The organism is Mesorhizobium sp. B2-7-3 (assembly GCF_006440715.1).
GTDB classification, from domain to species: domain Bacteria; phylum Pseudomonadota; class Alphaproteobacteria; order Rhizobiales; family Rhizobiaceae; genus Mesorhizobium; species Mesorhizobium australicum.
Genome location: NZ_VFTY01000002.1, coordinates 235284 through 257122 on the forward strand (window position 1 = coordinate 235284; position 21839 = coordinate 257122).

General features: G+C 63.9%; 19 protein-coding genes. 6 read left to right on the forward strand and 13 right to left on the reverse strand.

Annotated elements, in window-relative coordinates:
• Window positions 1-107: 107 nt before the first annotated feature.
• Window positions 108-1526, forward strand: coding sequence for an aminotransferase (locus tag FJW04_RS05190; protein WP_140712739.1), 1419 nt, complete (start codon window positions 108-110; stop codon window positions 1524-1526).
• A 113-nt stretch (window positions 1527-1639) separates the two neighbouring features.
• On the opposite strand, the gene FJW04_RS05195 is transcribed toward FJW04_RS05190, so the two are convergent.
• Window positions 1640-2842, reverse strand: coding sequence for an aromatic ring-hydroxylating dioxygenase subunit alpha (locus FJW04_RS05195; RefSeq protein ID WP_140712741.1), 1203 nt, complete (start codon window positions 2840-2842; stop codon window positions 1640-1642).
• Window positions 2843-3255: 413 nt separating this feature from the next.
• On the opposite strand from FJW04_RS05195, the gene FJW04_RS05200 reads away from it, so the two are divergent.
• Window positions 3256-3663 (forward strand): hypothetical protein, encoded by a 408-nt coding sequence (locus FJW04_RS05200; RefSeq protein ID WP_140712743.1) that lies wholly within the window; start codon window positions 3256-3258, stop codon window positions 3661-3663.
• Between the two features lie 129 nt (window positions 3664-3792).
• Here the strand turns inward: FJW04_RS05200 and FJW04_RS05205 are convergent, their stop codons facing one another.
• Together FJW04_RS05205 and FJW04_RS05210 are read right to left on the reverse strand one after the other, a co-directional pair.
• The gene (locus FJW04_RS05205; protein ID WP_181166300.1) at window positions 3793-5880 is read right to left on the reverse strand and encodes a PAS domain S-box protein; all 2088 of its coding nucleotides are present in this window, start codon (window positions 5878-5880) and stop codon (window positions 3793-3795) included.
• Between the two features lie 76 nt (window positions 5881-5956).
• Window positions 5957-6730 carry a response regulator transcription factor gene (locus FJW04_RS05210; RefSeq protein ID WP_181166299.1) on the reverse strand — a complete coding sequence of 258 codons (774 nt, stop codon included), beginning with the start codon at window positions 6728-6730 and terminating at the stop codon, window positions 5957-5959.
• A gap of 45 nt (window positions 6731-6775) precedes the next feature.
• On the opposite strand from FJW04_RS05210, the gene FJW04_RS05215 reads away from it, so the two are divergent.
• Window positions 6776-7477: a response regulator transcription factor gene (locus tag FJW04_RS05215; RefSeq protein WP_015315428.1), complete on the forward strand. Its 702-nt coding sequence runs from the start codon at window positions 6776-6778 to the stop codon at window positions 7475-7477.
• A gap of 73 nt (window positions 7478-7550) precedes the next feature.
• Here the strand turns inward: FJW04_RS05215 and FJW04_RS05220 are convergent, their stop codons facing one another.
• Window positions 7551-7718, reverse strand: a complete 168-nt coding sequence (locus FJW04_RS05220) for a hypothetical protein (RefSeq protein WP_015315429.1) — start codon at window positions 7716-7718, stop codon at window positions 7551-7553.
• Window positions 7719-7975: 257 nt separating this feature from the next.
• A complete protein-coding gene (locus FJW04_RS30210; RefSeq protein WP_246673719.1) occupies window positions 7976-8254 on the reverse strand; it encodes a hypothetical protein in 279 nt (92 codons plus the stop codon).
• A 175-nt stretch (window positions 8255-8429) separates the two neighbouring features.
• Between FJW04_RS30210 and FJW04_RS05230 the strand changes: the two genes are divergently transcribed.
• Window positions 8430-8885 carry a L,D-transpeptidase gene (locus tag FJW04_RS05230; protein ID WP_140712745.1) on the forward strand — a complete coding sequence of 152 codons (456 nt, stop codon included), beginning with the start codon at window positions 8430-8432 and terminating at the stop codon, window positions 8883-8885.
• A 104-nt stretch (window positions 8886-8989) separates the two neighbouring features.
• Here FJW04_RS05230 and FJW04_RS05235 read toward each other — a convergent pair whose 3' ends face one another.
• The gene (locus tag FJW04_RS05235; protein ID WP_140712747.1) at window positions 8990-12073 is read right to left on the reverse strand and encodes an efflux RND transporter permease subunit; all 3084 of its coding nucleotides are present in this window, start codon (window positions 12071-12073) and stop codon (window positions 8990-8992) included.
• Complete coding sequence (locus FJW04_RS05240; protein WP_140712749.1) at window positions 12070-13434, reverse strand: efflux RND transporter periplasmic adaptor subunit; 1365 nt, start codon at window positions 13432-13434, stop codon at window positions 12070-12072. The genes FJW04_RS05235 and FJW04_RS05240 overlap by 4 nt, the downstream gene beginning before the upstream one ends.
• Before the next feature lie 146 nt (window positions 13435-13580).
• Here FJW04_RS05240 and FJW04_RS05245 point away from each other — a divergent pair, with 146 nt between their 5' ends.
• Window positions 13581-14114, forward strand: a complete 534-nt coding sequence (locus tag FJW04_RS05245) for a TetR/AcrR family transcriptional regulator (protein WP_140712751.1) — start codon at window positions 13581-13583, stop codon at window positions 14112-14114.
• A gap of 54 nt (window positions 14115-14168) precedes the next feature.
• Here the strand turns inward: FJW04_RS05245 and ugpC are convergent, their stop codons facing one another.
• From ugpC to FJW04_RS05275, 6 genes are all read right to left on the reverse strand, one after another.
• Window positions 14169-15245 carry a sn-glycerol-3-phosphate ABC transporter ATP-binding protein UgpC gene (gene ugpC / locus FJW04_RS05250; protein WP_140712753.1) on the reverse strand — a complete coding sequence of 359 codons (1077 nt, stop codon included), beginning with the start codon at window positions 15243-15245 and terminating at the stop codon, window positions 14169-14171.
• Window positions 15232-16170 (reverse strand): PfkB family carbohydrate kinase, encoded by a 939-nt coding sequence (locus FJW04_RS05255; RefSeq protein ID WP_140712755.1) that lies wholly within the window; start codon window positions 16168-16170, stop codon window positions 15232-15234. The genes ugpC and FJW04_RS05255 overlap by 14 nt, the downstream gene beginning before the upstream one ends.
• Window positions 16170-17186 (reverse strand): SIS domain-containing protein, encoded by a 1017-nt coding sequence (locus tag FJW04_RS05260; RefSeq protein WP_140712757.1) that lies wholly within the window; start codon window positions 17184-17186, stop codon window positions 16170-16172. The genes FJW04_RS05255 and FJW04_RS05260 overlap by 1 nt, the downstream gene beginning before the upstream one ends.
• A 2-nt stretch (window positions 17187-17188) precedes the next feature.
• Window positions 17189-18034: a carbohydrate ABC transporter permease gene (locus tag FJW04_RS05265; protein WP_140662936.1), complete on the reverse strand. Its 846-nt coding sequence runs from the start codon at window positions 18032-18034 to the stop codon at window positions 17189-17191.
• The gene (locus tag FJW04_RS05270) at window positions 18034-18918 is read right to left on the reverse strand and encodes a sugar ABC transporter permease (RefSeq protein WP_140712759.1); all 885 of its coding nucleotides are present in this window, start codon (window positions 18916-18918) and stop codon (window positions 18034-18036) included. Before FJW04_RS05270 ends, FJW04_RS05265 begins: the two co-directional genes overlap by 1 nt.
• A gap of 187 nt (window positions 18919-19105) precedes the next feature.
• Entirely contained in the window at window positions 19106-20344 is a 1239-nt protein-coding gene (locus FJW04_RS05275) for an extracellular solute-binding protein (RefSeq protein ID WP_140712761.1), read from the reverse strand.
• 217 nt (window positions 20345-20561) lie between these two features.
• Between FJW04_RS05275 and FJW04_RS05280 the strand changes: the two genes are divergently transcribed.
• Window positions 20562-21776: an ROK family transcriptional regulator gene (locus tag FJW04_RS05280; protein WP_140712763.1), complete on the forward strand. Its 1215-nt coding sequence runs from the start codon at window positions 20562-20564 to the stop codon at window positions 21774-21776.
• Window positions 21777-21839: the final 63 nt, after the last annotated feature.

The window sequence follows — 21839 nt, forward strand, 5'->3', positions numbered from 1 at the left end:
CAATATTGATTGAACGGACATTCAAAATCATGCGAGCGGGGCGGCGATTTCGGCCGTGGCGAACCGGATTGATGCCCGGAAAATTCGGGGATGATGTGGAGGCGATAATGGCGGCTGTGAGGGATCTGAAGGCACGCGAAACGGCTGGTTCTGGCGGCGACGATGCGGTCGAGCTGGCCAGGCGTCATCTCATCCAGCCCTGGCCCTACGCCGGCTCCGTCGGTTCGGAGGCGCGCGCGCTGATCGGCGAGGGCGATGGCATCTACATTACCGACAGCACCGGCAAGCGGCTGATCGACGGCCCGGCCGGCATGTGGTGCGTCAATGTCGGGCATCGTCGCGAGGAACTCGCCAAGGTGATGTACGACCAGGCGATGGCGCTGTCCTACAACACGCCCTGGTACACGATGAACGCGCCGTCGGCGGAGCTTGCCAAGCGCATCGCCGGCCATGCCCCAGGCGACCTCAGCCACGTCTTCTACACCACGGGCGGTTCCTCGGCGGTCGAGACGGCGCTGCGCTTCATGCAGTTTTACAACAATGTGCGCGGCCGGCCGGAAAAGAAGCTGATCCTAAGCCGTGGCGGCGCCTATCATGGCTCAACCTATCTCTCGGCCTCGCTCAACGGCCGCCCGCGCGACCGCGACTGGATGGATGGCGCCGACGATCTGGTGGTCAAGCTCGCCTCCCCCGACCCGTTCCGCCGGCCGAAAGGCATGAGCATCGCCGCTTTCACCGATTTCCTTGTCGACCAGTTCCGCGATACGGTCGCGCGTGTCGGTGCCGACAGAATAGGCGCGTTCGTCGGCGAACCCATACAGGCGTCCGGTGGCGTCATCATTCCGCCGGACGGCTACCTCAGGCGCATCCGCGAGATCTGCCGCGCCAAGGATATTCTTTATATCTCCGACGAGGTGGTGACGGGCTTCGGACGTCTGGGCCATGTCTTTGCCTCGGGCGACGTGTTCGGCATCGACCCCGACATGATCACTTTCGCAAAGGGCGTCACCTCGGGTTATTTCCCGCTTGGCGGCGTCATCATCTCGGAGCGGTTGCTGGAGGAATTACGCCGTTCCAACCATCCCGACGCGATGTTCGGCCATGGCCTGACCTACACCAGCCATCCGGTCGGCTGTGCCGTGGCCTTGAAGAATCTCGACCTGCTGGAAGAGAGCGTGCTTGCTCACACGCAGGCGGTCGCGCCCTATTTCCAGGCGCAATTGAAGACGCTGGAAGAGCTGCCGCTGGTCGGCGAAGTGCGCGGCGTCGGGCTGATGGGCTGTGTCGAATGCGTCGCCGATCGCGAAAGCAAGGATCCGCTGCAGCTCGACAAGGATGTCGGCAAACGCATCGACGCCCACTGCCACGAGCTTGGCCTGCTGGTGCGGCCGCTGATCAACATGTGCGTTATGTCGCCGCCGCTCGTCATTACGCGCGAGCAGATCGACGACATGGTCGGCATCCTGCGCGAGGGTATTTCACGCACGATGGAAGATCTCAGGAAAGAGGGTGTGTGGCAGGGGTGAGTTTCTTCCTTCTCCCCGTTTTTACGGGGAGAAGGTGCTCGAAGGCGGATGAGGAGCAGCGCTGATGGGGAGAGGGGCGCTGTCATCGGCGGCTTCGCCAATCAGCAGGGTTGTTACGCCCGGCTCCGCAGCGCGTCGTTCAAATTCCACATGTCCTTTTCTTCCGGCGCTGTTTCCAGGCCGAGCACCGGAACCTGCTTGCGCAGGTGGTCGTGGTGGGTGCGCACGCCATATTCGAGGTCGGAGAGATAAAAGCCATCGAAAGCCTCGGACAGCATGGATTCGTTCGACCAGACCGAGAGCTGCACATCTTCCGACATGGTGTCGCGATCGATGCGGAAGGAGAGGTAGCGGGCGGCGGCCTGCTCTCGGCTCTCGTCGCGGTAGCGATAGATGGCGCCGCGCAGCAGCGTCTCACCCGTCGACAGCGGGAACTCCTGATAGAACTGCACTGATTCCGGCATCACCGACAGAACGGCGTTGGGGAAGATGCCGTAATAGACCCAGGCCTTCCTGAGATGGTCAGGCAGATGCGTCGGCTCCGGCGCGATCTTGACGTAGTTCTTCACGCTCCAGCGGCGGCCGGCATGCGGGTTGTAGGTGGCGAAGGAGCGCGACACGCCATTGACGAAGGGCTCGTCGAAATAGGTGGCGCCGTAGAGATCCTGCAAGGCCGGATGCGCCATGGCGACATGATAGCCTTCATTGTCGACGTCGCGCACCGACTTCCAGTTGACCGGCGTCTTCTGGGTCCAGATGCCCCAGGAAGGCACCATGTCGGCGGCCTTGTAATGCGCGAATTCGGGTTCGATCGGCCTCAGCAGCTCGGCGACGGAGGGTTGTGGCCCGCCATTGCGGAAGCGGATGAAGATGAAGCCCATCCAGATTTCGAGGTCGAGCGGCATCAGGCCGAACTCGGTCTTGTCGAGGTCGGGGAAGGAGCGCGGGCGGGCGGCACCGCGCAGCGTGCCGTCGAGATTGTAGACCCAGCCGTGGAACGGACAGACCAGCGCGTTCTTGCAATTGCCCTGGCTGTCGGCCACGACGCGGCTGCCGCGGTGGCGGCACATGTTGTTGAAACCGCGCACCACGCCGTCCTTGCCGCGCACGATCAGGGCGCGTTCGCCAATGACATCCATGGTGAGGTAGTCGCCGGCGTCCGGGATGTCGCAGACATGCCCGACGATCTGCCAATGATTGCGGAACACATGCTCTTTCTCCAGTTCGAGAAGGGCGTCGGAATGGTAGCTCCAGCCCGGCAGTCCCCGCCGGTCCCAATCGTTCGGGATTGCCACGTCACGGAGGTGCGGGTTCATAAAACGTCTCTTCTTTTATTGAATATGCATTCAATATAATCATATTTTGCATTGAAATGCAATGGCTTGTGGAAATGTGACTGTTCCGCAGCGAAAATGTCGGCGCTGGTTCCATGGGAATCCCGCGCCGTTGCGGGCTTCGAAAACCCCGGAAAATCCGGATCTTAGCCAGAGTTCCGTAACTGCCCCCGATCGCTGGCTCGCGCCGCCAATCGTTCACGCGGCTACCGGTCGTGCACGTCTTGCAACCGCCACCCCCCGGGCCAAAACAGCCAATGACCGACCCTGCCCGGTTTTGCCCGTATCGATGTTTCAATCCGGTTACATTGCCAAGCTCTCGTCACCTTTGCACCGTTACAAGGCGCGATTAAATTCGTTTAATCGCAAAAAGAAAATCAACGAAGGGGATGATGATGCATGCGAAAGTCCAGATCACCAGCGGCAACCGCTTTCAAGCTCCAGAGCGCGCTGGCCGCCGCCCGAAGCTGGCCCTTCGCCAGCGCGCCAGCGACCACCCGATGGGAATGTTCATGGCGCTGGCTGCTTGCGCCTTCGCCGGCATGGCGTTCACGCCGACGGTCGGCCCAGCCTTCGCTTCGTTGAACCCGCCCGCCAACGTCATCGAAGGCGCGCCGACCACGACCACGACCGCCCGCCTGCCTATGCCGACAATCGATTTCGCCTGCAGGGGGCAGGCCTGGGGCGCCGAGAGCGTGGATTGCCTGCGCGCCATTGCCGAGGAGTCCGGAACGCACAAGACCCGCGCGATCCGCATGATCGCCAACGCCGCGCCGCTGACCAGCACGCCCAACATCTTCTGATTTCTGCCTCTGCGTTTCTGCCGGGGCATGATCCCGAAACCGGTTCCCGTTTGGGGATCATGCCCTACCTCCCCGAGCGCTTCTCGCGCTCGCTTCGGCTCCCGCCGCGATGTCGGCCGGGAGCCTTTTTTATGCTTTCAACGCGGCCTGCTCGGCGATGGTCGAAAGCACACTGCGTACATCCAGCGTGCTGAACGGTTTTTCGAGGATCTGTGGCCGCTGCTGCGACGGCAAGGCTTCGACTTCCGCCTTCGCGCCGATCAGGTCGCCGGTGACGAGCACGAAACGCCGCGCCAGGTCGGGCCGTTCGGCGAGCAGTTCGCGGTAGATCGAAATGCCTGATATGCCGGGCATGCGCAGATCCGAAAAGACGATATCGGGGGGCATGTGGCCACCCAAGGTGGCGGCGCCCGATTCCCAGAGCGGCGCGATCCGCGACTTGATGCCCATCAGTTCGAGAATATCGGACAGGGAACCGGCGACGTCAGGCTCGTCATCGATGATCAGCGCATGGCGCAGGCCGCTCGATCGTGGCTGGCTTTCGCCGCCGGCGGCGATGCCCGCAGAGATCGCCGGCAACTGGACGACGAAACGCGCGCCTCTCGGCAACACCTCCTCGAACCAGACATTGCCGTTGTGCCGTTCGATGATCGATTTCGAGATCGACAGGCCAATGCCGGTGCCGACGCCGACCGGCTTGGTGGTGAAATAGGATTCGAAAATGCGCGAACGGATGGCTTCGGGAATGCCGGGCCCGTTGTCCTCGACCGAGAAACCGGGATTGCCCCGATCGCTGCGGAAGCTCCGCACCTTGATCAGGCGGTCGCCGGCGACGCCGGCTAGGGCATGCTGGCTGTTGATGAGGAAATTGGCCGCCACCTGTGTCACGTGGTCGGCATCGGCCATGGCGAGCAGCGGACCTGGCGCGAAATCGGTATCGATGACGATGCCGCTCGAGCGCGCGCCGTAGGCGGTCACTTCGAGAGCGGCGCGGATCACCTGGTTGAGATCGGTCTCGGCCTGTGCCGCCGGATGGAGGCGGACCATCGACAGGAAGCTTTTGACGATGCGCCCGCAGCGCTCGGCGGCGGCACGAACCTTTTCGGCCCGGACCTTGGTCTGCGGATCCGAGGCGAATTCATGCAGCAGCGTCGACTGGGCCACGACGACGGCCAGCGGATTGTTGAGTTCGTGCGAGACGCCGGCAAGCAGCGAGCCCATCGCCGCCATCTTCTCGTTCTGGTGCAACTTCTCGCGCTGCCGGTTGATCTCTTCCTCGGCGCGCAGCCTGTCGCGCAGGTCGCGGATCGAGCCAAAGATTAGGCGGCGGTCGGCGACCCGCATCTCGGTCGCCGTCAGTTCGATCGGAAACACCTCGCCGGCGGCATTCTGCGTCACGGTCTCGAGCCGCTGGCCGACCATCGGGGCGCCGCGGCCGGACATGTAGTCGGCCCCCGAGGCATAGCCCTTGCGGTAATATTCAGGAACGACCGTGTCGAGCAGGTCCTTGCCGAGGATATCGCTGCGCAGGAAGCCGAACATCTTCTCGGCGGCCGGATTGAATTCGATGATCGACCCGGCCTCGTCGATGACGATAATGGCGTCGAGCGAGGCCTGCAGCATGGTGCGGCGGATCACTTCGCTGGCATGGGCGTCCGAGGGCGAGTGTTCGATAGCGTCGCCGATGGCGAGGGCGACGATGTGCAGCGTCGCCTCCTCCTCGTCGGTCCATTCCCGCTCTTCGACGCAGTCATTGACGGCCAGCGTGCCCCACAGATGGCCGTGCGCGAAGACCGAGACCGACAGGAACGACTTGATGTTCTGCTTCTCGAAATCGGCCCTCAGGAATCCTTCGAGATCGCGCGTATGGCCAGCGAAAATCTTGCCCTGCCGCTCATCCTCGGCCAGCCGCTCAAGCAGCGGATCCGAATTGACGATCGACTGCATGATGACGGTCGGTGAGGCCAGTTCGCCGCCGAAGTCAGGATCGATCCAGTAGGCAGCGACCGACTGGGCGAAACCCTGGCCGGGCAATTCGCGCAGGCGGAACAGGATGCCGCGCTGGCACTCCATGGCGTGGCACAGCGTCTCCAGTATGCCGTCCATTTCGCGCTGCCAGTCGCCGGCCTCGCGCAGCCGGCGCACGACACGCACGGCGGCCATCGCCGCGCCCTGCCTGAAACCCTGCATGTCCGTGCTTGCCGTGTCGCCCATCATTGTCAGCCATTAGTCCAGAGTCACGCCAATCGATCGGCTGGCAACGGCTGCGGAGCGGACTTCCTCGGTCTGACGCTCAGCTGCCGTCGCCGGCCGGCAGCGAGAAAATATAGCCTTCGCCACGCACCGTGCGCAGGAATTTCGGGTTGGCCGGGTCCGTCTCGATCTTCTTGCGCAGGCGCATGATGCGGATATCGACGGCGCGCGACGATTCCGGATCCTCGGTGAAGCCGATCGCCTCGGAGATCGCGGCCCTGGTCAGCAGCCGGTTGGCGCGGGTCAGGAAAACCTCCAGCACGTCGAATTCGCTCTTGGCCATGTCGATCACCGTGCCGTTGGCGCCGGTGACCATCCTGCCGTCGAGATCGGCCTGGAAGGGGCCGAAAGCGACGGAGCGGCGATCCGTGCTGGCCTTCCTGTCCTGCGGCTCCGTCGGCTGGGGAACACGGCGCAGCACGCTGCGCACCCTGGCCAGCACCTCGCGCAGTTCATACGGCTTGACGATATAGTCGTCGGCGCCGAGTTCCAGTCCGACGATGCGGTCGAGCGCGGTGCCGGCAGCGGTCGCATAGATGATGCCGATCGGCATTTTCGAGCGCAGCCAGCGGCCGAGCGACAAGCCATCCTCGCCCGGCATGGCGATGTCGAGGATAGCCAGATGGAAGGACTGCGTCTCGATCAGGCCGCGCGCGGCGGCCGCGGTTTCAGCGGTCGAAACATCATAGCCGGCGGCGCCGAGATATTCGGCGACCGCGTCCCTGAGGTCGGGCTCATCCTCGACGATGACAATTCTTGCCCGCACGATGCTCTCGCTCCCACTTTCAGTGGAAAGTAGATTGGGTATAAACATGATGTCCAGCACTCATATCCGGTTGCCAGGGAACGGTTGGAAAACATGGCCGCACGAGCCGTCATCGCGCTTGTTTCCGTCGCCGAGGTCGTCGCGAGCGAGCTTGCCGACCATCTCGAGCGGCGGGGCCACGACGTGCGCCGGGCGCGGCAGCCCTGGGAGGCGGAATCGCTGCTGTCGGGCGGCGGCATCGACGTTGTCGTTGTCGGGGACAGTCTCAGCCAGGCGGAAGGGCGGGATCTGCTCAGGCGTTTTGGCGGCCAAGCTGGGGGTGGGGAGCATGGACCGGATTTCATCCTGATATGCCGGCCGGCCGATCTCCTCGACAAGGTGTTGGCGCTCGAGCTCGGCGCCGCCGACGTCGTCGAAAGTCCGCTCAATGTCAGGGAACTCGCCGCGCGTGTCGGTGGCCTGCTTTCGCGGCGCGGCAGGGGTACCCAGGAGCTGATCGTGCTGGAGAACGCAACCGTCGACCTGAGATCGGCGATGGTCATGCATCGCTCCGGTACGCAGGAGCAGCTCTCGCCCGGCCAGGTGGCGCTCCTCAGGCTGTTCCTGGCGAGCCCGCGCAAGGTACTGACGCGGGACGACATTATCGCAGCCGCGCCGGCCGAGAATGCCGACGCCTTCGATCGCTCGATCGACTCGCGCATCGTGCGACTGCGCCGCAAGCTCGACACCGAGACCATCACCACCATACGCGGCGCCGGCTACAGGTTCGATCCGCCACGGCAATTCGCCGACTGACGGCTGTGTTTTCCTGCTGGTTCGCCGGATGAGCATCGGACTTTCCATTTTCCCGCGCCGATGCCCGCGAGGTTCAGCGCACTACCAGCAATGACGGGCCCGAGGCCATTTCGCCGCCGACGGCGAACTCGCTTGCGTGAGCGCGTTCCTTGAGCAGCACGCTGGCGAGTGCGGCAAAGCCGAGCAGGCCCTGCGCATAGAGCAGTGCGGAAAGCACGGAAGCCGCGAATTTTGTCTTCATGATCTGAATTCCCCAAAAAGATGACTGTGTAGCGGGTCGCTTCAGGAACTCCCGAAGTGCCCGCGCCGCCCACGGAGCCCCCCGTCGCGGCGCGGGCCTTCGGTCCTCTCGGCAGCAAGTTGCCGGAGGGGCCGCGCAATGCCAGCAGCCGAAGGCCAACCCGCCAGAGGGCCTTCAACTGGGCGATGCGCAGGCTGGAAACGATCCAGACCGTGGCGCAAACAGGGCGACGTGCAGGGTCGAAATGCCGCTCGAACTCATCGCCGCCAGCCGCGCACGGGGCCGCCGGCAATGGTGCCGCCGCCGACAGCCGCCGCCGTGATGCTGATCCTGAAGAGCCAGGAGCGTATGTTCGTTTTCGTTCCCTTGGTCGTTGCCGTCTGCTTTCGTTGCGTCAACTTTTGCATCCGGTCGGTATCCGGATCATGCCGCCCAAAACCGCACTTTGTTGCAGATTGGTTTCGGATTGAGACAAACTCTTTCATGTAGGAGACAACTCGAACTTTCGTTTCAGAGTGAATGCCTGACTCCTTCATCCTTGGCCCCGTGTCCGGAATGGAGCGCCATCAAACAGGGTGATTGTCCTGTTAATCAGCGGAAACAGATTCGAAACACAAACGAGCATTTAGCGAAGTCCTTTCGAAACATGCCGCTGGGATAAGCCGCGTCATCAAATTGGAGCCGGCCGGGCCGGCAGAGAGAGGGGACATCATGCACACCACCATTTCCGCAAAGTTGATCAACATCACCGCCGCCACGCTCATGGGCAGTGCACTTCTGTTCGGCGCCAACGCCGCCCATGCCGCCAACAGCATCGTTGCCCGCGTTTCGCTGTCGCAGCAGGTCATGGAAGTCTCGGTCGACGGCCGGCCGACTTTCGCCTGGAAGGTTTCCACTGGCGACAGGGCGCACGTGACGCCGACCGGCTCGTTCAAGCCGACGCGCATGCATGAGATGTGGTACTCGAAGAAATACGACAACGCGCCGATGCCACATTCGGTGTTTTTCAGCGGCGGCTACGCGGTCCACGCCACCTATGCCATCAAGCGCCTCGGCCAGCCCGCATCGCATGGCTGCGTACGGCTGCACCCGGACAACGCCGCCGATTTCTACCAGCTCGTCGAGACGTTCGGAGCGGCCAACACCAGCATCGTCATCGTCAAGTAGCAGGCAGGTTGCCGCATTCGGCCATTATGCCGGAGTTGCTGGAGCGATCGCCAAAAAAAGGCCGGAGAAATCCCGGCCTCTTTTTGTGTCTTGCGCCCCGTGCCTCAGCTCGGCAGCGCCGGCATCAGCTTGGGATCCGGCTTTTCCGCCAGATGCGGCAGGTCCTTGCTGGCGATGAAGGTATAGAACATCGGTACGACGAACAGTGTGAACATGGTGCCGACCAGGATGCCGGTGAAGATGACCAGGCCCATCGAATAGCGGGCCGCGGCACCGGCGCCGCTGGAAACGATCAGCGGCACCACGCCCAGCGCCATCGCCGCCGTCGTCATCAGGATCGGCCGCAGGCGCACCTTGGCCGAGGCGATGATGGCGTCACGCCGCCGCATGCCATGCAGTTCTCGCTGCTGGTTGGCGAATTCGACCAGCAGGATGCCGTGCTTGGTGATCAGGCCGATCAGCGTGATCAGTCCGACCTGGGTATAGATGTTGAGCGTGCCGAGGCCCAGATTGAGCGGCACGATCGCGCCGAAGATCGACAGTGGCACCGCCATCATGATGATCAGCGGATCGCGGAAGCTTTCGAACTGCGCCGCCAGCACCAGGTAGATGACGATGACGGCCGCGCCGAAAGCGATCAGGATCGTGTTGCCCTGTTCCTTCTCCTGCCGGGACTGGCCGGAATAATCGATGAAGAAAGTGTCGGGCAGGCTCTCCCTGGCGATGTCCTCGAGCACTTTCAAACCGTCGCCCGTGGTGACGCCGGGCAGCGGCAGCGCCGAGATCGTCGACGAATTCAGCTGGTTGAACTGCTCGATCGCCGCCGGCGACGCATTGTTCGAAATCGTCACCACGGCCGACAACGGCACCATCTCTCCCGTCACGCTGCGCACGAAGTATTCGCCGAGCTTTTCAGGGTTGTCGCGGAATTCCTGCGGCACCTGCGGGATGATGTCATAGGAGTTGGAGTCGCGGTCGAATTGCGCCACTTCGGCACCGCCGACCAGCAGCGTCAGCGTCCGGCCGATATCGGCGATCGGCAGGTTGAGGGCGGCGGCGCGGTCGCGATCGATGGTCACCGTCACCTGCGGTGCGTCATAGGCCATCGAATTCTGCACGACGATGAAGCGGCCCGAGGCCTGCGCCTTGTTCTTGATTTTCTCGGCTTCCTCGTAGACCTGAGCGGAATCGCCGGTCGAGCGCACCACCATGGAAATCGGCAAGCCGCCGCCAGAGCCCGGCAGAGTCGGCGGCGCGAAGACGAAGGCCTGGACACCCGCCACCTTGGCGATACGAGCCGTAATGTCGGCCTGCAGCTCCTTCGAATTGCGCTTCCGCTCCGCCCAATCCTTGAAGGCAAAACCGACGAAGGCGCTGTTGGTCGTACCACCGAAGGCGACGGCCGAGAATTGCGCCCGCGTTTCGGGAATGTCCTTCACCAGGCCCAGGATCTGATTGACGTACGTCTCGGTATAATCGGAGGTCGCATAGCGCGGCCCCGTCACCAGCGAGAGCAGGAAGCCCTGATCCTCTTCCGGCGCCAGTTCCGTCGAGGTCTTGGTGAACATGAAGCCGGTCACACCGACAAGCGCCAGCACGATGAGCAGCGTCAGCGGGCGATAGTTAAGAGATCCGGTGACGGCGCGCTCGTAGACATGCTCGACGCGCGCGAAGGTGCCGTCGACGATGCGCTGGAAACGGCCGGCATTGCCGGGCTTCAGGAGGCGCGCCGACATCATCGGCGTGATGGTGATAGCAATGATGCCAGACAGCACCACCGATCCGGCGAGCGTCACCGCGAATTCGCGGAACAGGGCGCCGGTCAGGCCGCCGGTGAAGGCCAGCGGCGCGAACACGGCGGCCAGCGTCATGGTCATGGCGACGATGGCCGACGCGATCTCGCGCATGCCGCTGAAGGCTGCCTGCATGGGCGGCATGTGATCCTCTTCCATGTGACGGTGGATATTTTCCACCACCACGATGGCGTCGTCGACCACAAGGCCGATCGCCAGCACCATGGCCAGCAGCGACAGAAGGTTGATCGAATAGCCTACCGCGAACAAAAGGAAGCAGACGCCGATCAGCGACAGCGGGATGGTGATGATCGGCATCAGCACCGAGCGGAACGAACCGAGGAAGAGGAGGATGACGACGACGACGATGGCGACCGCCTCGCCGATGGTCTTGAACACCTCGTCGATCGAGGCGCTGATCTGTCCGGTCGCGTCGTAGACGACTTCGATCGTCATGCCCTTCGGCAGCGTCTCCTGAATCTGCGGGACGAGCTTGGTGAGTGCCGCCGCCGTGGTCAGCGGATTGGCTGCCGGGGTCGGGAAGATGGCGAGGAAGGTGCCGGGCTTGCCGTTGAAGGAAACCCTGGTGTCGGTGTTCGCGGCGGCCAGTTCGACGCGGGCCACGTCGCGCAGGCGCACGACATTGCCGTCGGTCGAGCGCAATGGCAGCGCGGCGAAGGCTTCCGGTGTCTGCAGCGTCGAGCGCACGGTGATCGACGAGACGACATATTCGTTCTGGGTGTTGCCGGGCGCCGACAGGAAGTTGGAATTGTTGATCGCTGTCAGTACTTCGGCCGCCGTCACGCCGCGCGCGGCAAGCCTGACCGGGTCGATCCAGACGCGCATCGAGTATTCCTGGGCGCCGAAGATCTGCACGTCGGCGACGCCTTCGACCGTTGACATGCGGGGCCTGATGACGCGCTCGATATACTCGGTCAGCTGCTCCTTGGTCATGTTCGGATTCTGCATCGAGATGTACATCATCGCGAACTGCTGACCCGTACCCTTGACGATGACCGGGTCCTTGGAGGCGTCCGGCAAGGTGCCGCGCACGCCCTGGACCTTGGACAGCACTTCGGTCAACGCGACGTCTGGGTTGGAACCGAGCTTCATCTGCACCGTCACGGTGCTGGAGGAGGGACGGCTGGACGAGGTTACGTAGTCGATGTTCTCGGTCGAGGCGACGGCGCGCGCGATCGGGGCGGAAATGAAGCCCTGGATCAGGTCGGCGCTGGCGCCCGGATAGGCTGTCGTGATTGTGATCGCGGTCTCGTCGACCTTCGGATACTGCCGGATCGACAGGTTGAAGATGCCCTGGAAACCGAGCAGCAGGATCATGCAGGCAAGAACCGTCGAAAGGACGGGCCGGCGGATGAAGAGATCGGAAAAGCTCATTGCTGGTCGGCCTGCTTGTTCGCCGATTTGGTCGGGTCGATCGTGTTGTCGACGTTGACGGTCATGCCGTTGAAGAGGCGGTTCTGGCCCGCGGTGACGACCTCGTCGCCGGCCTTCAGCCCTTCGACGATCTCGACCATGCCTTGATTGCGGCGGCCGGGCTTGACGAAGACCTGTGACAGCACAAGCGCCGGTTTGTCGCCTTCCGCCGCCGGCTTGGCCGGATCGGCCGCCGCTGGCTTGGCGGCATCGGCAGCGGCCTTGTCCGCTGGCTTGGCTGCGTCAGCGGCCGGCTTCATGGCATCGGCGGCGGGTTTCATGGCGTCTGCCGGCTTGGCGTCTGCCGCCTTGGCATCCGCGGGCTTGTCGGTGGCCGCCGCCGGCTTTTCGTCCGGCTTGGCTGGCTGCGCCGGGGCTGCCCCGGCGGGCTTCGCCGGCTGCACCACGAATATGTAGTCGCCATAGAGGCTGGTGGTCAGTGCCGTCTGCGGCAGTGACAGCACGTTCTGCTCCTCGGGCAGTTCGACACGCACCTGCACGAACTGACCTGGGGTCAATTTGCCTTCGGGATTGGCAACTTCCGCCCGGATGTTCACCAGCCGGCTGGAGGGGTCGATCTTGGGGTCGATGCCGCGAATGGCGCCGGCAAAGGGCATGTCGTCGCTGCCGCCAAGGCCCAGGCGGACCGTCTGGCCAATCTTGAGCAGCGGCAGCTGCTGTTCGGGAACCGAGAAGTCGACCCGCATCGTGTCGAGGTCCTGCAGCGTCACCACCGCGGTGCCGGGTGCCAGATACTGGCCGAGGTCGATCCTCGGAATGCCGACCGTGCCGGCGAAAGGTGCGGTAAGCTGCTTCTGGTCGAGCACGGCCTGCAGCCTAGTGACCTGGGACGCCGAAGCGGACGCCGCCGCACGCGCCGTGTCCAGCGTCGAGTCGGAGCCGACGCCACGCCTTGTCAGTTCGACGGCGCGGGTCAGCGTGGTCTGATCGAGTGCCGCCTGCGCCTTCTGCGCATCGAGATCGGCGCGCTCGACGGCGTCGTCGAGTTGCAGCAGCACCGCGTTGGCCGCCACCTTCTGGTTGGCATGGAAGGGGATTTCCTTGACGATGCCGGCGGTCTCGACCGTCAGGTCGACACCGCGCACGGCCCGCACCGTACCGATGGCCTCGACGCCCGGTGTCCAGTTCGACGGCTTGGCGATGGTTGTCGACACGGTCGCCGCCGGCGGCTTCATGGTGGCGAAATACTGCTTGATGCCGTTGTCGCGCAGGAAGTTGAAACCGACGATCCCGCCGACCACGATGACGAGCACGGCAAGGACCACAATAACGATAAAGACACGGAGTATGCGCTTGAACAAGGAAGTCCCCTCAGTCGAAAATCCGGCGCGAAGCGCGGACATCGGGACACATATCGACTGCGGGTCCCGATTTCAAATAGTGGCGGTCTTACTGTACCGTCTGGACGGTCTTGTCAATTGGGCCTAAGCTTGCGATGGGAGGCGCCATGAGAGCCCAACGACCGAACTCGCGCGAGAAGATTCTCGCCGCGGCGGCTGATGTTGCCCGGGAATCCGGGCCCGGCAGCCTGTCGCTCGATGCCGTCGCCAACCGCGCCGGCGTGTCGAAGGGCGGGCTGCTCTACAACTTCCCCACCAAGGCGAAATTGATGCAAGGCCTGGTCGAAGGCTATCTGCGCGATTTCGAGCAAGCGCTGGAATCCGCCAACAGCAACGACAAGGGCAAAAATCCCCTCGCCGTCTATATCAAGCTGTCAGCCGAGGATTGCGAGGAGAAGCAGCCATCGGCGTCCTGGATATTCTCGGCGATCGCCGAGGATCCCGATTTCATGATGCCGATCAAGACATTCAAGCGGCAGCTTTTCGAGCGCCTGAAGGGCGAGGCGCCGGACCTCAAATCCCTTCTGGTCTGCTATCTCGCCATTGAAGGACTGCGCAGCATGAACCTGTTCGATTCCGACGTGCTGTCAAAGGACGAACGGGACCTGCTGGTATCGTCACTTCTCGATATCGCCAAATAGGCTTGCCTGCGCGCGAGGAGGACGACGCTGCCGCGATCGTTCAATCGACGGCGCTTACAGGGCCTTGCCCGTCGAAGGATCGAACAAGCGAAGCGCGGCCTCGTCGAAGGCGAGGTTGCGCTGTTCGCCCTTGGCGAATTGGGCCCGCGGCGGCAGGCTAGCCGTCAGCCGTTGCGTGCCGATCCGCGCCGTGGTGACCAGCTCGGGCCCGGTCAGTTCGACGACCTCGATCTCCACGGGCAGTGACGGCTCCGCGGCGGCTCCGGTCGCCGCACGCAGCGCTTCCGGCCTGATGCCGACGACCATTTGTGCGCCCTCGCGTGCCGCATTCGCATAGCGTGCCGGCACTGGGATCCGTACATCGGATCCGGCAATGGCCAGCTTGCCGTCGGTGACGGTGGCCTGCAGCATGTTCATCGACGGCGCGCCGACAAAGCCGGCGACGTACAGTGTCGCCGGGTCGTTGTAGATCTCCTCGGGGGTGCCGAGCTGCTCGATCCGGCCGTCGCGCATGACGGCGATGCGGCTGGCCAGCGTCATCGCCTCGATCTGGTCATGGGTGACGTAGACGACGGTCGTCCGCAGCATTTGGTGCAGGCGCTTCAATTCCGTGCGCATTTCCAGGCGCAGTTTGGCGTCGAGATTGGACAGCGGCTCGTCGAACAGGAAGACCTGCGGCTTGCGCACCAGGGCCCTGCCGATGGCGACGCGCTGGCGCTGGCCGCCGGAAAGCTGACTCGGCTTGCGATCGAGCAGAGCCTCGATCTGCAGCAGCCTTGCCGCTTCGTTCACCGCCCTGTCGCGCTCGTCGGCCGCGACGCCGCGCATCTCCAGTCCAAAGCCGATGTTGCGGCGCACGGTCAGGTTCGGATAGAGCGCGTAAGACTGGAAGACCATGGCGATATCGCGGTTCTTGGGGTGCACGCCGAGGATCGAGCGGCCACCGATCAGGACGTCGCCGCTGGTCGCCTCGGCAAGGCCGGCGATGATGTTGAGCAGCGTCGATTTTCCGCAGCCCGACGAGCCGAGCAGCACCAGGAATTCACCGCTCTGCAGCGCGATGTCGATGCCTTTCAGCGTCTCGACGCTGCCGTAGCTCTTGCGGATGCCATGGATTTCAAGCGCGCTCATGCATGGGACCCTCAAACTGCATCGGCCCGCCATAGTTGCGGGGCAAGGTGGAAATGGCGCGCGAGGCGACGTGCGTAGCGGCGCGGAGGCAAGCGGACAGCGGCCGTTCCTGTGCCAATGCGGCCAGGAAGGCGGCATTGAAGACGTCGCCGGCACCGATCGTGTCGACCACCCTGACGTCGGGCGCGGCGGCTTCGACGAGAGTGCCGTCCGGGCCGATGGCGATGGCGCCGCGTGGCCCGCGCTTGACGACGAAGGTCGCGCCTTGCCTCATGCTGGATCGGATTTCACGCGCCGCTTCCGCCGGACTTGGCAACCCCGCCAGGGTCACCGTCTCAACCTCGTTGAACAGCGCCAGCGCGCAGCGCGACAGCCACGTCCTCGTCGCGGCGCAATTGGCCGCGGTCCAGCCATCGATCGGCCAGCCTGTATCGAGTGCCACGGCAACGCCGTGGCTGTCGGCCCAGTCGAAAAAAGCATTGTAGTCGCGCGTGAGGTCTTCCGTCAGGAAGGAGCCGCAGAGCAGGGCGTAGCCACCGGAGAGTACGGGGCCGTCGAGAACCGACAAGACATCGGCGAGGCCGAAGCGTGGCAAGTGCCCGCGTGTGGTGAAGAAGGTCCGTTCGCCATCGGGGTGGGTCATCCCGACCGACAATGTCGTGCCTTCGGGCCGGATAGCCCATTTCGCGGCGCGGACGCCAAAAGCCTCACCAAGCCAGCGGCCGAACTGGTCGTCACCGACATTGGCGGCAATCGCAAAGTCGACGCCCAGCGCTTGCCAGGCGAGCCCGGTGTTGCCGGCCTGGCCGCCGACGCGCAATTCGTCATGGTCGACGACGGTCTCGGTTCCCGCCTTCGGCCATGGCGCGACCGGGCCGACGATCAGGTCGACATTGACGTTGCCGATCACCGCCAGCGGGCGCATCACTCGCTCCTGGTGATCTTGGTGGTGCGCACCGGCGTGCCCGCATTGTCGACGCGACCGTCCGCGAAGGCGATCATCAGGCGCTGTGCCACCGGCAGCATTGCGAGGATAGCGGCCATCCCCGCGGCTGGTTTGAACGTGAGCGTGACGGCCCCGGCGACCGGCGCTTGTCCGGACGCGTCGAAGATGACCAGCGGCGCGCCGGTTTCGACCACCGAAAGTGCCATCGCGGTCACCAGCTCCGAAGTCGGGTCGGCGCCGCGAAACAGGACAACACCGATCTGCGGGCCAAGCATCTCCATCGGCCCGTGCCGCAACTGGCCGCCCTCGAGCGAAAAGCAGGGCAGCCGCGACAGTTCGGTCAAGCCAAGCGCCAGGGCTTCGGCCACGCCCTGCAGGCGGCGGCCGGAGGTGACGATCGTGGCCACCTTGCCAAGCGCGACGAGTGCTTGGGCGATATCGCAATCCTGCGGAGCCTCGAGCATGGCAAGGGCAGGAGCCGGATCCTCGCCCAGAGCCGCGAGGATGGCCAGGTGCAGGGCCAGGGTCACGGTCAGGCTGCGGGTCGCGGCGAAAGCCAGCTCCGTGCCGCCGGCGCCGACCAGGCAAGGCGCGGTGCGGGCGAGAAATGAACCGCCTTCGAGCGTCAGGCCGAAAACGTCCGAGCTGCCGCCGGCCTGCGCAAACCATCTGACGACTTCGGCGCTCTCGCCGGATTGCGAAGTCACAAGCACCGTCCGGTCCGCCAGCGGCAATGGCTGGCCGAGCTGCTCGGACAGTGGCAGCGCCAGCGCATCGATGCCGAGTGCACGATAGAGCGGCTCGACGGCACGGCCGACGGCGTGCGAGCCGCCCATGCCAAGCAGAAGCAGGCGGCCGCTCTTCCTGATCGAAGCGGCGACGTCTGCCGCCATGGCAGCGTTGTTCTCGAACGAAGCACGCGCATCGGCGTGCTGGCGCGCCATTTCGCGGTCGATGGCGGTCAGTCCGGCCGGCCGAGTTCCTGTTACAGTCATGGTCATCCTTTCACACCGCCGCTGGTCAGGCCCGAGATCAGTGCCCGCTGCATGACGAGACCGATCAGCACCGGCGGCAAGGCGGCCAGCACGCCGGCCGTGGCGATCAATCCATAGTCGGAAACACGGCCGCCGGCCAAATCGGCGATGGCGACGGTGAGCGTCTTGGCGCGCTGGTCGGAGGTAAACAGCAGCGCGTAGAAGAATTCGTCCCAGGCCAGCAGCACGGCGAACAACGCCGATGTCGCCATCACGGGCGCGGCCAGCGGCAATGTGATGATGCGCAGTGTCTGGAATAGGCCGGCGCCGTCGATCATCGCCGCCGCCTCGATCTCGCGCGGGATGGAATCGAAGCCGGATTTCATCAGCCAGGTGGTGAAGGGCGCCAGTATGGTGAGATACACAAGCGTCAGGCCGAAGACATTGTTGAGCAGGCCAAGATGCGACAGGCCCATATAGAGCGGCACGGCGAGCGCCACCGGCGGCAGCATGTAGGTGGCGATGACCATCGACAGCGACCAGCCGATCGACGGTGTGCGCGAAACCGCCCAGCCGGCGGGGATGGCCAAGGCGAGTGCCGCCAGCGTCGCCATGGCGGCGATCTCAAGACTGTTGCGCAGCGACGAGGTGAAGGCGGCGCCGGCGCTGTTTTCGGCCGTCGACAGCAATTGCTGGTAGCGGGAGAAGTCGGCTGCCTGCGGCCACCAGCGCAGCGGCTTGGCGGCGAGATCGGCGGCCGGCGAAATGCTCATGATGAACAGCCAGGCGATAGGCGCCAGGATGATCGCGGCAAGCAGCAGCGCGCAGGCATAAATGAAGACGGTGAAGGCGAGGCTCTTGCGCTCCATCAGGCGGCGCTCCCGGCGGTCTTTCGCACCAGGGCGGCGTAGGCGACGGCGAGCAGCGTGACGAGCAAGGTGACGATCAGCGCCAGCGACGCGCCCGAACCGGCGCGCTGGAAGGAGAACGCTTCCTGGTAGACGAGGATCGAGAGTGTTCGCGTGGTGTTTGCAGGACCGCCGCGTGTCATCACCCAAATGATATCGAAGACCTTGAAGGCCTCGATGGTGCGCAGCACCAGCGCCACCATCAGCGGGCCGGCAAGATAGGGCAGGATGACGAAGCGGAAACGGTTGAACGGTCCTGCTCCATCAACCAGCGAGGCGGCGGTGATGTCACGCGGCACCGCTTGGAGGGCGGCGAGCGCGATCAGCGCCACCAGCGGAAAGTTCTTCCAGCAGTCCGCAACGATGAGGGCAGCCAGCGCCGTTCCCGGCTCACCGAGCCAGGACCGATAGGCGTCGATGAGGTGCAACTGCGTCAAGGCGGCATTCAGCGCGCCATATTCGGGATTGTAGATCAGCCGCCACAGCGTGGCGTTGACCACCGTGGGCAATGCCCAGGGCAGGATCATCAGGGCGCGCAGGATTGCGCGGCCGCGAAACTCCTGGTTGAGCAGCAGGGCGGCGAGGACGCCGATCACCATTTCGGCGGCAACCGAAATGATCGCGAACAGGGTCGTGGTGATCAGTGTGCGCGAGAAGTTGGTGCTCGACAGCATGTTGGAATAATTGTCGAAGCCGACAAAATTGCCAGCCGTGCCGACCAGCTTGGCATCGGTGAAGGAGAGCCCGACCGTATCGACCAGCGGCCAGCCGATGACGGCGACCATGACCACGAGCAAAGGCAGCATCAAAAGCCATGCGCGGGTCGTCATCCAGGTGCTCGACATCAGAGCAGCCTCTCTTTTCTCATCTGTGATCTGGACATAGCACGGGCGGCACTCGTGCATGACCCCGGAAATCGGAGGCCGATTTCCGGAAAGGATCATGCGCAAGATAGAAAGTGCTACAGCGTTTTTTGCGCGTCATAAGGGACGCAACGCTGTAGTGCCGCCCGTATCGAACGACTGGCTTGTCTCAGAGGCCGCTGTTCTGCGCGGCGGTCTTCAGAGCGTCTTCCGGAGAAGACGTACCAAGCAGCGATTCCTGGATTGCCTGCTGCAGCGCGGTCGACAGCTCCTGGTATTTCGGCGTGGTCGGACGCGGATACATGGCGGCCAGGCCGAGCTTGGCGGCGGCGATCAGTTCTTCCTGGCCCTTGGTGACCGTAGGGTCGTCATAGGACGAGGCCCAGATCGGCAGCGAGAGCTTGGCGTACTGGTTCTGCGTCGCCTGCGAGGTCATGAAGGTGATGTACTTCCAGGCTTCGTCGGGATGCTTCGAGACCGCGGTGACGCCGAGACCCATCGAACCGTTGACGGCCGACACCTCGCTGGTGCCGGCAACGCCCGGCGCCGGCACGACGCCGACCTTGCCGGCCACCTTCGAGTCCTTCGGGTCGTTGGCCATGTTGTACATGTAGGTCCAGTTCAGCGCGAAGGCGGCATCGCCGTTTTCGAAAACCTTGCGCACGTCCTCTTCGAGGAATTCCTTGGAATTGGGATTGGTGAGACCCGACTTGTAGCTGTCGACTATGTATTTCAGGGCCAGCAGGCCGCCGCCATTCTGGAAGTCCGGCTTGCCGTCCTTGAGGAAGTCGCCGCCATAGGCGCTGACCAGCGTGGTATAGTCGCAGATGGCCGCTTCCGCCTGCGACCAGCTCCACGCGATCGGCGTCTTCAGCAGGCCCTTGTCCTGGATGATCTTGGCCTGTGCGCCGAGTTCTTCCCAGGTCTTCGGCGGGGCCTTGATGCCGGCCTTTTCCAGGATATCCTTGTTGTAAAACAGGTATTTGGTGTCGAGAATCCACGGCATGCCATAGGACTTGCCGTCATACTGTACCGTGGTCCAGGCGCCGGGCAACACGCCCTTCTTCATGTCGTCGGTGATCTTGGAAGACACATCGACCAGAACCTTGTTGGTGGCGTATTCGGCCGGCCAGATGACGTCGAAGAGGACGACGTCATAGCCTCCGCCCGACCCCTGGGCGAGCACGGTCTTGTCGTGCAGGCCCTCATAGGGGACGAATTCGAGATTGACCTTGACGTCCGGATTGGCCTTGGTGAAGGCGTCCGTCATCGCACGCACGTCAGCCTCGCTGTAGGCGGCCTGCGCCATGAAAAGCGCGTTGAGCGTCGTCTCGGCGAAAGCTTGGGGGACGAACAGTCCTCCGGCAAAAACCGCGCCGACCAGTGTCTTGGGGATCGTCTTAAGCATTTTCTTCTCCCATTGCAGCGTTGACGGGCCGGCGCTGCCAGATGTTTGGCATCGTCTTCCCGGATCCATGTCGCGTGACCTGATGGTGCCGGCTGACCAGTGGCGGCAGGCGGAAGCCTTGGCCATCTTGTTTTGCGGTGGTCGGTTCACATTAAGTCAAGTCGCTTGACTTAATTAGTCGATCAATATTCTAATGGTGTCAAGAGGGGAAACGCCGGTGGACGACATCAGCCCAATTCGTGCCAAGAGCGGCACCAACCAGGAAGGCACGAGCGCGCATAACCGCCGTGTCATGGTCGAGGCGCTGCGTCTCAACGGCGCGCTGTCGCGGGCCGATCTGGCGCGGGCGACGCAGCTCACCAAGCAGGCGGTTTCCAACATCATCGAGGACCTGGAACGCGACGGCCTGGTCGTTGCGCTCGATGCGGTGCGCAAGGGCAGGGGGCAACCGTCGACCCCCTACAGGCTGGTGCCTGAAGGCGCTTTCGCCATCGGCCTTCAGATCGACCGTCACCTGACGCGGGCGGTCGCGGTCGACCTGATGGGCCGCGTGCTGGCGCGGGCCGAGGCGAACCTGCCTTTCGATGAGCCCTCCAGGGGCGTCGAGGTGATCCTCGGCCTGATCGATGGCGTCCGGCGCGAACTGGCCGGTATCTCGTCGCAGTCGGAAAAACGCCTCGTCGGTCTGGGTGTCGCCATGCCCGGACCGTTCGGCCTGAAAAATTCGGATGACAAATGGATGATGCCGGCCTGGCAGAAGTTTCCGCTGCTGGACATGCTGGCCAAGGGCACGGGACTGAATGTCGGCCTGCAGAACGATGCCGCCGCCTGTGCGACGGCCGAGCGCATCGTCGGCGCCGCGCACGGCGTCGACCACGCAGTGTGTCTTTATGTCGGCTATGGCATTGGCGCCGGACTGATCCTCAACGGCGAACTGTACAGCGGCGGCCATGGCAATGCCGGCGAAATCGGCATGGCCTTGCTGTCGCCGGCCGGTCCCGGCTCGACACCGCTCGAACATCGCGCGTCGCTCGCCTCGCTCTACCAGCATCTTGGCCTCGATCCCGCCGACGAGGACCTCTACGGAAAGATCGGCGCGCTGGCCGCGGCGGGTGATGTGAAGATCATGCGCTGGATCGAGGGCGCGGCCCATGATCTGCGCTGGAGCGTGCATCTCATCGAAACCATCTTCGACCCGCAGACAGTAATCCTGACCAGCGGCGCGCCGGAAGCGCTGGCGCGCCGGCTCGTCGAGGCCATGCATCCGCTGCTTTCGTCGATCGCCGACCGGCCAGGCCGGCCCTTGCCACGCCTGCAGCTCGGCACCACCGATCCCTGGTCGATCGCGCTGGGAGCCGCGGCGGCGCCGATCAGCCGCGCCTTCGATCCGCTGTTCTCGGCGATCCTGAAGACACGCTCCGGTCCCGCCTGAAGGCGACCGCGCGTAAGGCCAAGCCTCTCCCGGCGTCACACAGGGTTCATCGTCCGGACATAG

Bases quoted from the DNA above. Each gene is read 5' to 3' on its own strand.
- FJW04_RS05190 (WP_140712739.1), top strand. From the start codon at position 108: ATGGCGGCTGTGAGGGATCTGAAGGCACGCGAAACGGCTGGTTCTGGC.
- FJW04_RS05195 (WP_140712741.1), bottom strand. From the start codon at position 2,842: ATGAACCCGCACCTCCGTGACGTGGCAATCCCGAACGATTGGGACCGG.
- FJW04_RS05200 (WP_140712743.1), top strand. From the start codon at position 3,256: ATGCATGCGAAAGTCCAGATCACCAGCGGCAACCGCTTTCAAGCTCCA.
- FJW04_RS05205 (WP_181166300.1), bottom strand. From the start codon at position 5,880: ATGATGGGCGACACGGCAAGCACGGACATGCAGGGTTTCAGGCAGGGC.
- FJW04_RS05210 (WP_181166299.1), bottom strand. From the start codon at position 6,730: ATGTTTATACCCAATCTACTTTCCACTGAAAGTGGGAGCGAGAGCATC.
- FJW04_RS05215 (WP_015315428.1), top strand. From the start codon at position 6,776: ATGGCCGCACGAGCCGTCATCGCGCTTGTTTCCGTCGCCGAGGTCGTC.
- FJW04_RS05220 (WP_015315429.1), bottom strand. From the start codon at position 7,718: ATGAAGACAAAATTCGCGGCTTCCGTGCTTTCCGCACTGCTCTATGCG.
- FJW04_RS30210 (WP_246673719.1), bottom strand. From the start codon at position 8,254: ATGAAGGAGTCAGGCATTCACTCTGAAACGAAAGTTCGAGTTGTCTCC.
- FJW04_RS05230 (WP_140712745.1), top strand. From the start codon at position 8,430: ATGCACACCACCATTTCCGCAAAGTTGATCAACATCACCGCCGCCACG.
- FJW04_RS05235 (WP_140712747.1), bottom strand. From the start codon at position 12,073: ATGAGCTTTTCCGATCTCTTCATCCGCCGGCCCGTCCTTTCGACGGTT.
- FJW04_RS05245 (WP_140712751.1), top strand. From the start codon at position 13,581: ATGAGAGCCCAACGACCGAACTCGCGCGAGAAGATTCTCGCCGCGGCG.
- ugpC (WP_140712753.1), bottom strand. From the start codon at position 15,245: ATGAGCGCGCTTGAAATCCATGGCATCCGCAAGAGCTACGGCAGCGTC.
- FJW04_RS05255 (WP_140712755.1), bottom strand. From the start codon at position 16,170: ATGCGCCCGCTGGCGGTGATCGGCAACGTCAATGTCGACCTGATCGTC.
- FJW04_RS05260 (WP_140712757.1), bottom strand. From the start codon at position 17,186: ATGACTGTAACAGGAACTCGGCCGGCCGGACTGACCGCCATCGACCGC.
- FJW04_RS05265 (WP_140662936.1), bottom strand. From the start codon at position 18,034: ATGGAGCGCAAGAGCCTCGCCTTCACCGTCTTCATTTATGCCTGCGCG.
- FJW04_RS05270 (WP_140712759.1), bottom strand. From the start codon at position 18,918: ATGTCGAGCACCTGGATGACGACCCGCGCATGGCTTTTGATGCTGCCT.
- FJW04_RS05275 (WP_140712761.1), bottom strand. From the start codon at position 20,344: ATGCTTAAGACGATCCCCAAGACACTGGTCGGCGCGGTTTTTGCCGGA.